This is a genomic window from Neofamilia massiliensis, assembly GCF_001299475.1.
Lineage (GTDB): Bacteria > Bacillota > Clostridia > Tissierellales > Peptoniphilaceae > Neofamilia > Neofamilia massiliensis.
The window spans coordinates 963649-978141 of the sequence record NZ_CYUJ01000003.1 but is presented as its reverse complement, the minus strand read 5'-3'; the positions used below and the strand labels follow the sequence as shown (position 1 = coordinate 978141).

The following is a 14493-nucleotide window of genomic DNA, read 5'->3' as shown; positions in this document are numbered from 1 at the left end:
AGAATATACTCCTTAGAAAGGAGGTGATCCAGCCGCACCTTCCGGTACGGCTACCTTGTTACGACTTCACCCCAGTCATTCAATTTGCCTTAGGAGGCTGCTTCCATATGGTTAGCTCACCTACTTTGGGCCCCTCGAACTTCCATGGTGTGACGGGCGGTGTGTACAAGACCCGGGAACGCATTCACCGCGACATTCTGATTCGCGATTACTAGCAACTCCGACTTCATGTACTCGAGTTGCAGAGTACAATCCGAACTGAGATTGGCTTTTTGAGATTTGCTTGACATCGCTGTTTTGCTGCTCTCTGTACCAACCATTGTAGCACGTGTGTAGCCCAGGACATATAGGGCATGATGATTTGACGTCATCCCCACCTTCCTCCGATTTCTTATCGGCAGTCTTGCTAGAGTCCTCATCCTAAATGTTAGTAACTAGCCACAGGGGTTGCGCTCGTTGCCAGACTTAACTGAACATCTCACGACACGAGCTGACGACAACCATGCACCACCTGTATTAGTGTTTCATAGAAAACAGTGTATCTCTACACTTGGCACTAGTATGTCAAGTCCTGGTAAGGTTCTTCGCGTTGCTTCGAATTAAACCACATGCTCCGCTGCTTGTGCGGGTCCCCGTCAATTCCTTTGAGTTTCATACTTGCGTACGTACTCCCCAGGCGGAGTGCTTATTGCGTTAACTGCGGCACCGAGATTTGACTCCCGACACCTAGCACTCATCGTTTACGGCGTGGACTACCAGGGTATCTAATCCTGTTTGCTACCCACGCTTTCGTTCCTCAGCGTCAGTTAAAGGCCAGTAAGTCGCCTTCGCTACTGGTATTCCTCCTAATATCTACGCATTTCACCGCTACACTAGGAATTCCACTTACCTCTCCTTCACTCAAGTTATGCAGTTTCAGATGCTCAATGTGGTTAAGCCACAAGATTTCACATCTGACATGCATTACCGCCTACGAACCCTTTACGCCCAATGATTCCGGACAACGCTCGCCCCCTACGTATTACCGCGGCTGCTGGCACGTAGTTAGCCGGGGCTTTCTTCTATGGTACCGTCATTATCTTCCCATAGGACAGAGCTTTACGAGACGAATCCCTTCTTCGCTCACGCGGCGTCGCTGCATCAGGGTTTCCCCCATTGTGCAATATTCCCCACTGCTGCCTCCCGTAGGAGTTTGGGCCGTGTCTCAGTCCCAATGTGGCCGTTCACCCTCTCAGGCCGGCTACTGATCATGGCCTTGGTGAGCTTTTATCTCACCAACTAGCTAATCAGACGCGAGCTCATCATACACCGATAATTCTTTGACATTAAAGTAATGCTACTTCTATGTTTCATTTGGTATTAATCCCAGTTTCCCAAGGCGATCCCAATGTGTATGGCAGATTGCTCACGTGTTACTCACCCGTCCGCCGCTAATCCAGAAATGCGTCACTCCGAAGAGATCTGCTTTTCTTTCATCGCTCGACTTGCATGTGTTAGGCACGCCGCCAGCGTTCGTCCTGAGCCAGGATCAAACTCTCCAAAAAAATTTTTGTTCATTTAATCTTTAAGCTCATCTAAAAACTGACTTTGTTCGCTTTTATTTCGCTTGTGTGTTTTTTTCGTTCTCACACTATATTCAATTTATTTGGTTCTTGCTTTCCCAAAAGGTTAGCTTGATTATCTTATCAAATCTATTTTATCTTGTCAAGGCCTTTTTTAAAGTTTTTTAATTTTCTTTACTCAAGGCTTACATTCCCTTTCGAGACAGCTTATTTATCTTACCAAGCCACCATTCTTTTGTCAAGAACTTTTTTTAGAAAATTTACTTCCATTCTTGGTAAGCTAATCCAATTTATGGATTAAAAAAACCTGCCTATATAATAGGTAGGTTTTTATTGGTCGGGATGAGAGGATTTGAACCCCCGGCCCCATGGTCCCAAACCACGTGCGCTACCAAACTGCGCTACATCCCGTAAGACAAAAACTATTATAGCATAGCTTTTATTTCTTTGCAAGTGCTTTGTTAAGCTTCTTTAAAGTTTTTAAATTCTGCTTAAGAATCAACTTAGCTTTAATAATATACCACGGCTTATATTTTTTTGCAAGCCCTTATTTTATTTATTTACTTTTCTTCTAATTCTGCTAGGCAGTAGTGGCAAGATGGACAGTACCAAGCCTCTCCAACCGTCTCTAAGTTTACTTGGTCCTTGTCCATTATCTTTTTTAAGTTTTCTTCTTTTCTAAATGACATCATAGTTCCAAAGAGATTTGGGCTAGATGCTATTACTTTTCCTTTGATCATTTGGTCCTTGCACTTATTACATTCCATTTTGTTTTCTCTTCCTTCTATTATATATAGATAGAAAAAGGGCGATTTTGTTTTCTCGCCCTCTCTTTATTTTGCTTTCATTTGTAAGTATCCATCTACAAATATATCTAAGTCGCCGTCCATTACTCTTTGAGTGTCGCCTACTTCTATATTGGTCCTGTGGTCCTTGACCATTTGATAGGGGTTAAAGACATAGGACCTGATTTGAGATCCCCAGGCGATTTGGTTATAGTTGCCTTGGAGGTCTTCGATTTTTTCTTTTTGCTCTTCTTCTTTTATGGCTAGAAGTTTTGCTGTTAAAAGTTGCATGGCCTTTTCCCTGTTTTGGATCTGAGATCTTTCGTTTTGGCACTGGACAACTACTCCTGTTGGTATGTGAGTTATTCTAACTGCTGAGTCTGTTGTGTTTACGTGCTGGCCACCTGCTCCTGACGACCTGTAAGTGTCAATCTTTAAGTCTTCATCTTTTATATCGACTTCAATTTGCTCAGAAAATTCTGGATAGACGTCTACTGATGCAAAGGAAGTGTGGCGTTTTTTTGCTGCGTCAAAGGGAGATATTCTAACTAGTCTGTGGACTCCTTTTTCTGCTTTTAAATATCCATAGGCGTTTAGGCCTTCAATAGATAGGGTTGCAGATTTTATTCCTGCTTCTTCTTCTTTTAAGATATCTAAGACTGTTACCTTGTAGCCCTTTCCTTCTGCATAGCGGGTGTACATTCTAAGGAGCATATCTGCCCAGTCTTGGGCCTCTGTGCCTCCTGCTCCTGCATGAATTGACAAGATTGCATTTTCCTTGTCGTATTCTCCTGTTAAAAGGGTCTTTATTTCAAAGGACTTGGTATTTTTTTCTAATTTTTCCAAGGCCTTTTCAAGGTCTTTATAGCTTTCTTCGTCGTCTTCTTCTCTTAAAAGTTCGATTAAGATTTCTATTTCTTCTGCCTGGTCATTTAAATCATCATAGGCTTCTACATATGACTTTAGGCCATTTATTTGTCCAATTAATTTTTGCGCCTTGTCTGTATCATCCCAAAAGCCTGGCTCTAGGGTTTTCTTTTCTAGGTCCAAGGCTTCTTTTCTTTTTTCTTCTATTGTAATAGACTGGCCTAGGTTTTCTATTGTTTCTCTTGCATTATTTAGTCTTTCTTGGTCTAAATATATATTTTGCATAAGTCTCCTAACTAGCGTCCGTGACAGTTTTTATATTTTTTACCTGAGCCACATGGACAAGGGTCGTTTCTTCCTATTTTCTTTTCTTTTCTAACGTAGGTCTTTCCCTTTTTCTCTTCTCCTGAGTCAGATCCACCAACTTCTGAAATATTTTTAGCAACTCTCTTTCTTTCCATTCTCTCTGGGTTAATTACATGGTAAAGCATTTTTACTGTGTCCCTACGAATGGCATCGTTCATTGCCTCAAACATATCAAAACCTTCGTTGCCGTAGGCCCTAACTGGATCTTCGTTGCCCATAGCCCTTAGCCCGATTCCTCTTTTTAGTTGGTCCATGGCGTCAATGTGGTCCATCCACTTTTCGTCTACAACTTGAAGAAGGACAACTCTTTCTACTTCTCTAAAGACTCCCGCACCAAATTCGTCTTCCTTGCTTGAATATTTTTCTCTAGCAATTTCCTTGATTTTGTATTCAAGGTCGTCTAGCTTGTTAAGATCTTTTAACCTTGCAAAGTCATTTTCATTAAAGTCAAAAATTTCATTTAGGGTCCTGTATAGGCCTTCATAGTCGCGAGAGTCTTCGTCTACCTTAGATCTTAAGAAGAAGTGGATTTCGTCTAAGATTATTCCGTCTACCATTTTTAGAATGTCGTCTTTTAGGTCTTGGCCTTCTAGGACTTTCTTTCTCTCTTCGTAGATTATTCCCCTTTGCTTGTTCATTACGTCGTCGTATTTTAAAACTGACTTTCTAATGGCAAAGTTATTTGACTCTACTCTTCTTTGGGCTGTTTCTATAAGTCTTGTTAAAATTGGAGTTTCTAAGGATTCATCTTCTTCAACCTTGGACTTGTCCATTACTTGCTTAAATCTTTCGCCTGCAAATAGTCTAATTAGGTCATCTTCTGCAGAGATATAGAATTTAGATGAGCCTGGGTCTCCTTGTCTTCCTGACCTACCTCTTAATTGGTTGTCAATACGACGAGACTCGTGTCTTTCTGTACCGATAATGTGAAGGCCACCTGCCTTAATAACTTGGGCTGCTTCTTCTTTGGTTTCGTCTTTAAATTTTTCAACTAGGTTTTTGTATTCTTCTCTGGCTGCTAGGATTTCTTTATTATCAGTTTCTGCATAGCCGTCAATTTGTTCAAAAACTTCGTCTGCAAGGTTTTTCTTTTTCATAACTTCCTTGGCCATGTATTCTGGGTTACCGCCAAGGACAATGTCTGTACCACGGCCTGCCATGTTAGTAGCAATAGTTACTGCCCCTAGACGGCCTGCTTGGGCGACGATTTCAGATTCTTGTTCGTGGAACTTGGCATTTAAAACATTGTGTTTGATGCCTTGCTTTTTCAAAAGTGAAGAAAGGAGTTCTGACTTGTCAATAGAAACTGTACCTACAAGAACTGGTTGACCCTTAGCATGACATTCTTTTATGTCTTCAATTACCGCCATAAATTTTCCAGCTTCTGTTGAATAAATTCCGTCGTCGTCATCTTGTCTAATAACTGGTTTGTTTGTAGGCACTTCAATAACGTCTACATTGTATATTTCTCTAAATTCTTCTTCTTCAGTTTTTGCAGTACCAGTCATACCAGAAAGTTTTTTGTACATTCTAAAGTAGTTTTGGAAGGTAATTGTAGCAAGGGTCTTAGATTCTTTTTTGATCTCCATACCTTCCTTGGCTTCGATAGCTTGGTGAAGGCCGTCTGAGTACCTTCTACCTAACATCATTCTTCCTGTAAACTCGTCAACAATTATAATTTCCCCATCTTTAACAACATAGTCAACATCTCTTTTCATTACAGAGTTAGCCTTTAGAGCCTGTTTAATGTTGTGGGCAATTTCCATATTGTTTGGGTCTGCTAGGTTTTCTATATTAAAAAACTGCTCTGCCTTTTCTACACCAAGGTCAGTTAAGGAAGCTGATTTTTGTTTTTCGTCAACTAAATAATCTACAGTTTCTTCTTTAAACTCTCTGTCAAAAGGATCATTGGTCTTTTCGCTTTCTTCAATGACCCTGTGAGTTAACTTCTTTACAAAGTTGTCTGCTCTCATATAAAGGTCAGTAGACTCAGCTCCTTGGCCAGAAATAATAAGAGGAGTTCTAGCTTCGTCAATTAAAATCGAGTCAACTTCGTCTACTATGGCAAAGTTTAGTTCTCTTTGAACTCTTTCTTCCTTGTAGATAACCATGTTGTCACGGAGGTAGTCAAAGCCAAATTCGTTGTTAGTTCCATAGGTAATGTCTGAGTTATAAGCTTCTCTTCTTTCTACAGGGCTTAGGCCGTGGACAATATTTCCAACACTTAGGCCTAAAAATTCATAGACCTTACCCATCCACTGCCTGTCTCTAGTTGCTAGGTAGTCGTTTACTGTAACTATGTGGACTCCCTTGCCAGTTAGGGCATTTAAATAAGCAGCCAAGGTTGCCATAAGAGTTTTACCTTCACCAGTTTTCATTTCTGCAATCCTACCTTGGTGGAGAATTACCCCGCCATAAAGTTGGACCCTGTAGTGTTTCATTCCTAAAACTCTGTAGGATGCCTCCCTACAAACAGCAAAAGCCTCTGGCAAAATATCATCAAGGCTCTCTCCGTTTTTTAGTCTTTTCTTAAATTCTTCAGTCTTATCTTTTAGTTCTTGGTCTGACAAGGCTTGGGTAGGCTTGTCTAAACTTTCTATTTTGTTTATTATAGGATCAATTTTCTTTAGTTCTCTGTCGCTATATGATCCAAAAATTTTATCAAATAAACCCATATCTTTCCTTTCCCAAATTAAAATCTTAAGTTCAATTTTTTTCTTCTATTATATAAGCTGTTTTTCTCAAACTTTTTCTTTCTATATTATAACATATCTTATTTATTATGTATTTAAAAGAAAATTTTTTGTGAAAAAAGCACCTCCATCATAGAGGTGCTAGTGTTTTTATTTTTTTGAAGTTTTTTCAATAGCTTCCTTGTGAGAACATTCTGGATTAGAACAGCTATAGTACTTTCCTCTTTTTGTTGTAGGTTCTGTTAGTAAAGACCCACAAACTGGACATTTTTTCTCAATAGGTTTACCCCAAGATACAAAGTCGCATGCTGGATAAGAAGAACATCCATAAAAGACCCTGCCCTTTTTAGATCTCTTCTTAATAATTTCTCCATCTTCGCACTTTGGACACTTGATGCCAATTTTTTCAAGTAGAGGCATAGTGTTTTTGCATTCAGGGAAGTTTGGACAGGCTAAGAATTTGCCAAAACGGCCCATTTTTATTACCATATTGGCCCCGCACTTGTCACAAATTATATCTGTAACTTCATGTTTGATTTCCACCTTGTCCATTTCCTCTTCAGCAAATTTTAAATCTTTCTCAAAGGGACCATAGAAGTCTCTAATTACATCTTTCCACTTTTCCTCGCCAACAGAAATTTTATCTAACTCGTCTTCCATTTTTGCAGTAAAGTCCTTGTCAGTAATCATTGGGAAATATTCCATTAGCTGGTCGTTTACTGTTATTCCCAGTTCTGTTGGGATAAATCTCTTGTCTTCAACTTCTACATAATTTCTCTTTGTTATAGTTGTAATTGTTGGTGCATAAGTTGAAGGCCTGCCTATACCTAGGTCTTCTAGGGTTTTTATTAGGCTGGCTTCAGTATACCTAGCTGGTGGTTTAGTAAAGTGCTGGTCGGCTATTAAGTCTTCTAGCTTTAATTTCTCCCCTTCTTTAAGAACTGGAAGTTTATTTTCCTTTTCGTCTTCGTCGGCCTTGTTTTTTAAAATTAAAAATCCATCAAAAACTAGGTTTGAACCAGAAGCCCTAAAGACTTGGTCCTTGGAATAAATTGAAGCATTAATTGTATCGTATTTTGCTCCAGCCATTAAGGAAGCTAAAAATCTTTCCCAAATTAATTTATAAAGTCTATACTGGTCTCTAGTCAAATATTCTTTTATAGACAGAGGACTTAAAAATACATCAGTTGGCCTAATACACTCGTGGGCCTCTTGGGCTCCTCCCTTAGACTTGTACTTTCTAAAGGCTGAGTCATAGTCCTTGCCATATTTTTCTAGTATATAATCTCTGGCCTGGTATCTGGCTTGGTTGGAAATATTTACAGAGTCAGTTCTCATATAGGTTATAAGTCCTGTAGGTCCGCCTTTTCCAAGACTAATACCCTCATAAAGTTGTTGGGCAACTTGCATGGTCTTTCTTCCTGGGAAATTTAAAAACCTAGATGCCTCTTGTTGGAGGGTTGAGGTTGTATATGGTGGCCTTGGAGACCTAGTCCTCTGACCTAATTTTAAATCACTTACAGTAAAGTTTTCCTCGTCTATGGCTTTTTCGATTTTTTCTACATCGGCCTTTGATTTTAGATCAACTTTTTCTTCCTTGCCTTCAATTAATTGTCCATAGTAGGAGCTTTTAAAAGATCCACCTTTTGCTTTTAGTTCTGCATCAAGGGTCCAATATTCTTCAGGGACGAAGTTTTCAATTTCTCTTTCCCTGTCGCAAATTATTTTTACAACTGCAGATTGGACTCTACCTGCAGAAAGACCAGACTTTACTTTCTTCCAAAGTATTGGAGAAATTTTATAACCTACAAGTCTGTCTAAAACCCTTCTGCCTTGTTGGGCATCGACAAGATTTTGGTCAATGGCCCTTGGCTCCTTTAAGGAATTTTTAACTGCGTCTTTGGTAATTTCGTTAAAGGAAATTCTATTTTTACCATCTGGGTCCAAACCTAAAATATAGGCCAGGTGCCAAGATATTGCCTCTCCTTCACGGTCATTATCTGTTGCCAGGTAAACTTTTTTTGCGTCCTTGGCTTCTTTTTTTAAATCTTTAATTAAAGGGCCCTTTCCCCTAATATTTATATACTTAGGCTCAAAGTCATTTTCTATATCAACTCCAAGGGTAGACTTTGGCAGGTCTCTAACGTGACCTACTGAGGCTACAACCTTGTAAGATCTTCCTAACATTTTGCCTATGGTTTTTGCTTTAGTTGGCGACTCAACTATAATTAAATTCTGTGCCATATTCACCATCCTTATGGTATCTTAAACTATCACAAGTTAAAAACTTTTTCAACTATTTATAAATTTTCTTCTAGACTCCCTGTCTTTTTCTAACTGTCGCCTCATAAACTTGGATAAAGACAACTGATCCAAATAGAATAAAGGCACCTAGCATTTCTCTAGAAGACATAACTGTTCCTAGGAAAATCCATTGAGCTAAAAGAGCAATTATCGACTCTAAAGAAAGCATAAGCTGGGTTGTCAAGTCTTCAACGTGGACTTGGGCAAAGGCTTGGAGAGTAAAGGCTAGGCCTGATGAAAATACACCAGTAAATAACAAAGTTGGCATAGCAGTTTTTACAGCATCCATTGATACATCTTCAAAAATTAAAGACAAAATCGTACAAATTGTTGCTGCAAAGAAAAATCTAAAGGTGGTGTACTTAAAAGTCTCAACCCTAGTAGAATAATAGCCAGTTAAAATTGTATTAAAGGCATAGATAAAGGCTGAAATAATTAAATAAATTTCTCCTGTACTTATAGAAAGGTCTGATGTTAATGACATTAGACCAACGCCAAAAATTGCCGTAGCAATTCCCAGCCATTGAGGTAGTCTTATTTTTTTCCCAAAGAAAAGTCCAATAACTGCAACAAAGACAATAGTAAGAGAGGCTAAAAATCCTCCCTTGCCAGGGCTAGCTGTGGCCATTCCCATTTGTTGGAAGGTAACACCAAAGGTTATAGTTAGAGAATCGATAAAGGCACCCTTAATAGTCAAGGCCTTATTGTCAACGTGATACCAAAAACAAAGTTTACCAGTGTTTTTTGTCGCCCTTAAAATCGCAACAGGAAGGACAACTAAACCACCAATCCAAAATCTAACTGCATTGAAAAACAAAGGCGGAACGTGTTTGGCTCCTTCAGATTGGGCTAAGAAAGTAAAACCCCAAATTAAAGTGGCGGTAAAGAGCATCATCAGTCCCAGTCTTCTCTTTTCAAACCTATTTAAATCTCCAGCAATTGCCTTACCCTTAGTCATAACCTTTCTCCTTTCTTATTTTTTTGGCCCCATAAACTTGCATGGCCATAACAGATGTAAATAAAATTGTCGACCCTAAAATCTCCCTAGGACTAAGTTTCTGTCCCAAGACTACAAAACCAGCTAGGAGAGCAAATACAGATTCTAGACTCATAATTATTGATGTTGAAACATTGTCTAAATTTCTCTGACTCAGTGCCATTAAGGTAAAAGCAAGGCCTGAACCAAAAACTCCAGAAAACAAAACTGGTTTAAGAACAGGTCTTAGGTCTGCCCAGCTAAAGTTTTCTAAAAATATCATTATAATAAAAGAAAATATTCCTGCAAATAAAAATCTAAAGAGAGAAAATTTTATAGAGTCTACTCTTTTATTAAAGTGGCCTGCAGTGACAATGTGCAAGGCTATAAAAAAAGCAGTAGCAACCATAAAAAGATCTCCAATGTTAATTCCATTTAAATCATTAAAGGAAAGAATGAAAGCTCCAAGGAGGGCAAAGAAAATTCCCAGCCACTGGTAGCCCCTAACTTTTTTCCCCTCAAAAATTGAAATTAGGGGAACAAAAATTATAGAAAGAGAAGATAGAAACCCTGCCTTGCCTACAGAAGTGAACTTAATTCCACTTTGTTGACAAGTTAAACCTAAAATTAAAACAAGGCCACAAATTATTCCACCTTTAATTGTCTCCCTAGCCTTGTCTTCTTTAGACCAAAAAAATACCTTCTTATAGTTTTTATAATTTCTAAAAAATATAAAAGGTAGAAGAAAGGCAGTGGCAATAAACATTCTAACCATATTAAAAGAAAAAGGTCCTAGATGTTTTGCTCCTTTTTGTTGGGCAACATAATTTAGGCCCCAAAGCACAGTTGCAAAAGTCAAGGAAAGTCCACTTAATAATCTAGTTTTTTTTGAAACTTCCATGGCCTACCTCTTTCTACTTTATAAGAAAAATATTAAATATTCTTACAATCTTTTTCAATCGTCACTTCTCATTTTAACATCTCATAAAATCAAAGGCAAATTTTTGTAAATAAATTTTAGAATTTTTTTCACCTTCTTACAATTATATAGGAGTTAATAAAAGTCTATATAGGAATTAATAAAAGTCGCTTATAAGAACTAAGTTAGAACTTAAACTGTTACAGATAAATATAGAAAGATTCTAATATCTTACTTGATAAAATTTCTGTAAGTATTATAATAGATTGTGTACTTTTTAACTAATTGAACTAGTAAAGACAAGGAAAAAATGAATAAGACACTAGAAATATGTGAAAAATTTTATAAGACAAAAGACTTATCTTTTGAAGACTTTAAATATTTAATGGACTTAGAAGACTACGCAGACTTAAATACCTACGCCAGGTCTTTGGCAGTAAAAAACTTTGGCAGGAAGATTTATATTCGTGGCCTTATAGAGATCTCTACCTACTGTAAAAATAATTGTTTTTACTGTGGCCTTAGAGCGTCCAACAAAAATATTGAAAGGACCAGGCTAAGTAAAGAGGAAATTCTTTCAAGAGTTGCCCATGCAAATTCTCTTGGCATAAAAACAATAGTCCTCCAAGGAGGCGAAGATGATTTTTATAGCCTGGATTTTCTAGAAGACTTGATAGGAGAAATTGAAGATAAATACGATTTGGCCTTGACTCTTTCATTAGGCGAAAGATCTTTTGAAGACTTAGAAGCCTTAAAGAAGCTTGGAGCAAATCGCTATCTCCTCCGCCACGAAACTTCATCTAGGGACCATTACTATAAACTCCACCCAAGGTCCATGGACTTTGATAATAGAATTAAAAGTCTCTTTAAGCTCAAGGACCTAGGTTATCAAACTGGCTGTGGCATGATGGTTGGCTCGCCCTTTCAAACTCGAGAAGACCTCTACAGAGACCTTCAGTTTATATTAAAGCTCCAGCCACAAATGGTAGGTCTTGGCCCTTTTATTCCCCACCACGATACGCCTTTTAAAGACTATCCTGCTGGGAACTTAGACGATGTTTTAAAAATCCTGTCTATAGTTAGAATAGCAAAAGAAAATGTGCTCTTACCAGCAACAACTGCCCTAGGAAGCATTGACGACAGTGGCAGAGAAAAGGGAATTTTAGCAGGCTGTAATGTCCTTATGCCAAATATTGGCGATGAAAAACTTAGACAAAATTACAAGCTCTATGACAATAAAATTGGAACACAAGTCGAAAATAGTGACGACTTTTTAGACTTAGAAGAAAAACTTAAGAAAATTGGATATGAAATCTCCTTAGACAGAGGAGACTACAAGGAAGAAGGAAAATATGTATAAAAAAGACTCATCAAAAGCAGAAGAATTTATAAACCACCAAGAAATTTTAGACACTCTTGCCTATGCAGAGGAAAACAAAAATAACAAAGACTTACTTAGGAAAATTTTAAAAAAGGCCAAGGAAGAAAAAGGCCTAGACCACAGGGAAGCCTCTGTTCTTTTAATGACAGATGACAAAGAAATCAACTCTGAAATCTACTCCCTAGCAAGAAAAATTAAAGAAGACCACTACGGTTCTAGAATTGTGCTCTTTGCTCCCCTTTATCTTTCTAACTATTGTGTCAACGGCTGTGTCTACTGCCCTTATCACTTAAAAAACAAAAACATAAGAAGAAAGAAACTTAGCCAAGAAGAAATTAAAAAAGAAGTTATTGCCCTTCAAGACATGGGCCACAAAAGACTGGCCCTTGAACTAGGAGAAGACCCAGTTAACAATCCAATTGAATATGTTATCGAATCAATAAAGACCATCTATTCAATAAAACACGAAAACGGCCAAATTAGAAGAGTTAATGTAAACATCGCTGCAACTAGTGTAGAAAATTACAAAAAGTTAAAGGACGCAGAAATTGGAACCTACATCCTCTTCCAAGAAACCTACAACAAAAAATCTTACGAGGCCCTTCACCCAACTGGCCCAAAACACGACTACGACTACCACACAGAAGCCATGGACAGAGCAATGGAGGCAGGCATTGACGACGTTGGTATTGGCGTTCTCTTTGGTCTTGAAACTTATAAGTATGAATTTGCAGGACTTTTAATGCACGCAGAACACTTGGAAGCAAAATTTGGCGTTGGCCCACACACAATTTCTGTACCAAGGATCCAACCTGGAGACGACATTAATCCAGCCGACTTTGAAAACCAACTAGCAGACGAAATTTTTGAAAAGCTAATCGCCTTAATTAGAATTTCAGTTCCTTATACAGGCATGATTATTTCAACTAGGGAAAACCAAAAAGTTAGAGAAAAGGCCTTAGAACTAGGAGTTAGCCAAATTTCTGGCGGCTCAAAAACTTCAATAGGCGGCTACTCAGAAGAAGAAAAAAAAGAAGACAACTCTGCCCAATTTGACCTAGCAGACAACAGGACCCTAGAAGAAATTGTAGACTGGCTAATTGAACTTGGTTACATTCCTAGCTTTTGTACAGCCTGCTACAGAGAAGGCAGAACTGGCGATAGGTTTATGCAACTTTGTAAGTCAGGCCAAATCCTAAACTGCTGCCAACCAAATGCCCTAATGACCCTAAAAGAATATTTATTAGACTACGGCTCAGACTTTTCAAAAGACCTAGGCCAAAAACTAATAGATGAAGAGCTTGAAAAAATTCCTAATGAAACAGTAAAAGCCAAGGCCAAAAAATATATTGAAGAAATGGAAACAGTAGGAAAGAGAGACTTTAGATTTTAATGGATTTAAACAAGACAAATTCTGGAAACAGAGTTCACATAGGATTTTTCGGCAGGGTCAACGCAGGGAAAAGCTCCCTTATAAACGCCTTTGCCAACAGAGAAATCTCAATTGTATCAGACCAACCTGGCACTACAACAGACCCAGTTTATAAGTCAATAGAATTAAAAAACCTAGGCCCATCCCTTTTAATGGACACAGCAGGCCTAGTAGATCAAACAAATCTTGGCGTAGTAAGAACAAAAAGAACCAAGGAAGTTTTAGAAAAAACTGACCTGGCAATAATTGTAGTTGCTGGAGCTGACCTAGATGTAGAAAAAGACCTGATAAAATCCTTAAAGGACACTCCTAGAATAATCGCCATTAATAAAATTGACATCTTATCTACTGATGAAATTCAAAAGATAAAAAGTGAACTTCCAGGAGAAACTATTGTTGAAGTTTCTGCCAAGGAAAAAACTTCTATAGACAAACTTCTTGATGAGATCTTAAAATTTGCTCCAAAATCTGACGACCAGCTTTTTGAAAATATGGTTGAAGAAAAAGATTTAGTTTTTTTAGTTGTGCCCCAAGATATAGCCGCACCAAAAAACAGGCTTATCCTACCTCAGGTCCAAGCCTTGAGAGAGCTTTTAGATAGAAATTGTATAAGCCTAATGATAAAGTTAGAAGAATTCGAAACTGCCCTAAGGCTAGTAAATAAAAAACCTGACCTTATAGTTGCAGACTCTTCAGTTTTTTTACAAGTCTACGAAAAAAAGCCAGCTAATGTAAGGCTAACATCATTTTCAGTTTTATTTGCAAAACTTAAAGGAGACATTGATGAATATGTAAAAGGAGCTAGGGCCTTTAAAAATATAAATTCAAATTCGAGAATTTTAATAGCAGAATCTTGTGCCCATGCTCCAACAGAAGAAGACATTGGCAGGGTTAAAATTCCAAATATGATCAGGAAGAAGTTTGGCGACGAGATTATAATTGATAACACATCAGGTCCAGTCCTTCCAGAAAACCTAGAAACCTACGACCTAATAATCCAATGTGGTGGCTGTATGCAAAACAAAAAAAGCATCCAAGGAAGAATTAAAAAAGCCCAAGAAAAAAATATCCCCATAACAAACTACGGCATAGCCATAGCCTATTTTATGGGAATATTAGATAAAATAACTTACTAAGAACCAGCACAAGCTGGTTTTTTCAATATTGGGGACATTCCTTTAGGTGTGTCCCCTCTTTCTTGGTGTATA

9 protein-coding genes, 1 tRNA gene and 1 rRNA gene are annotated in these 14493 nt (G+C 38.1%); 3 read left to right on the top strand and 8 right to left on the bottom strand.

Annotation, left to right across the window (positions count from 1 at the left end; all coding sequences use genetic code 11):
• Positions 1-16: 16 nt before the first annotated feature.
• The 8 genes from BN2667_RS09050 to BN2667_RS09015 form a co-directional block, all read right to left on the bottom strand.
• Positions 17-1544, bottom strand: a 16S ribosomal RNA gene (locus BN2667_RS09050).
• Between the two features lie 352 nt (positions 1545-1896).
• Positions 1897-1973 (bottom strand) — tRNA-Pro (locus tag BN2667_RS09045).
• 149 nt (positions 1974-2122) lie between these two features.
• Complete coding sequence (locus BN2667_RS09040) at positions 2123-2329, bottom strand: PF20097 family protein (protein ID WP_054252996.1); 207 nt, start codon at positions 2327-2329, stop codon at positions 2123-2125.
• A gap of 66 nt (positions 2330-2395) precedes the next feature.
• Complete coding sequence (prfB, locus tag BN2667_RS09035) at positions 2396-3499, bottom strand: peptide chain release factor 2 (protein ID WP_054252995.1); 1104 nt, start codon at positions 3497-3499, stop codon at positions 2396-2398.
• A gap of 11 nt (positions 3500-3510) precedes the next feature.
• The gene (gene secA / locus BN2667_RS09030) at positions 3511-6255 is read right to left on the bottom strand and encodes a preprotein translocase subunit SecA (RefSeq protein ID WP_054252994.1); all 2745 of its coding nucleotides are present in this window, start codon (positions 6253-6255) and stop codon (positions 3511-3513) included.
• 168 nt (positions 6256-6423) lie between these two features.
• The gene (gene topA, locus BN2667_RS09025) at positions 6424-8517 is read right to left on the bottom strand and encodes a type I DNA topoisomerase (protein ID WP_054252993.1); all 2094 of its coding nucleotides are present in this window, start codon (positions 8515-8517) and stop codon (positions 6424-6426) included.
• Positions 8518-8587: 70 nt separating this feature from the next.
• Positions 8588-9535: a DMT family transporter gene (locus BN2667_RS09020; protein WP_054252992.1), complete on the bottom strand. Its 948-nt coding sequence runs from the start codon at positions 9533-9535 to the stop codon at positions 8588-8590.
• Positions 9528-10454, bottom strand: coding sequence for a DMT family transporter (locus BN2667_RS09015; protein WP_054252991.1), 927 nt, complete (start codon positions 10452-10454; stop codon positions 9528-9530). The genes BN2667_RS09020 and BN2667_RS09015 overlap by 8 nt, the downstream gene beginning before the upstream one ends.
• A gap of 328 nt (positions 10455-10782) precedes the next feature.
• Between BN2667_RS09015 and hydE the strand changes: the two genes are divergently transcribed.
• The 3 genes from hydE to hydF are packed head-to-tail and all read left to right on the top strand — an operon-like array spanning position 10783 to position 14421.
• Positions 10783-11832 (top strand): [FeFe] hydrogenase H-cluster radical SAM maturase HydE, encoded by a 1050-nt coding sequence (gene hydE / locus BN2667_RS09010; RefSeq protein ID WP_054252990.1) that lies wholly within the window; start codon positions 10783-10785, stop codon positions 11830-11832.
• Positions 11825-13246, top strand: a complete 1422-nt coding sequence (gene hydG / locus BN2667_RS09005) for a [FeFe] hydrogenase H-cluster radical SAM maturase HydG (protein ID WP_054252989.1) — start codon at positions 11825-11827, stop codon at positions 13244-13246. The genes hydE and hydG overlap by 8 nt, the downstream gene beginning before the upstream one ends.
• A complete protein-coding gene (hydF, locus tag BN2667_RS09000) occupies positions 13246-14421 on the top strand; it encodes a [FeFe] hydrogenase H-cluster maturation GTPase HydF (RefSeq protein ID WP_054252988.1) in 1176 nt (391 codons plus the stop codon). The genes hydG and hydF overlap by 1 nt, the downstream gene beginning before the upstream one ends.
• Positions 14422-14493 lie beyond the last annotated feature (72 nt).

Bases quoted from the DNA above. Each gene is read 5' to 3' on its own strand.
- BN2667_RS09040 (WP_054252996.1), bottom strand. From the start codon at position 2,329: ATGGAATGTAATAAGTGCAAGGACCAAATGATCAAAGGAAAAGTAATA.
- prfB (WP_054252995.1), bottom strand. From the start codon at position 3,499: ATGCAAAATATATATTTAGACCAAGAAAGACTAAATAATGCAAGAGAA.
- BN2667_RS09015 (WP_054252991.1), bottom strand. From the start codon at position 10,454: ATGGAAGTTTCAAAAAAAACTAGATTATTAAGTGGACTTTCCTTGACT.
- topA (WP_054252993.1), bottom strand. From the start codon at position 8,517: ATGGCACAGAATTTAATTATAGTTGAGTCGCCAACTAAAGCAAAAACC.
- hydE (WP_054252990.1), top strand. From the start codon at position 10,783: ATGAATAAGACACTAGAAATATGTGAAAAATTTTATAAGACAAAAGAC.
- secA (WP_054252994.1), bottom strand. From the start codon at position 6,255: ATGGGTTTATTTGATAAAATTTTTGGATCATATAGCGACAGAGAACTA.
- hydG (WP_054252989.1), top strand. From the start codon at position 11,825: ATGTATAAAAAAGACTCATCAAAAGCAGAAGAATTTATAAACCACCAA.
- hydF (WP_054252988.1), top strand. From the start codon at position 13,246: ATGGATTTAAACAAGACAAATTCTGGAAACAGAGTTCACATAGGATTT.
- BN2667_RS09020 (WP_054252992.1), bottom strand. From the start codon at position 9,535: ATGACTAAGGGTAAGGCAATTGCTGGAGATTTAAATAGGTTTGAAAAG.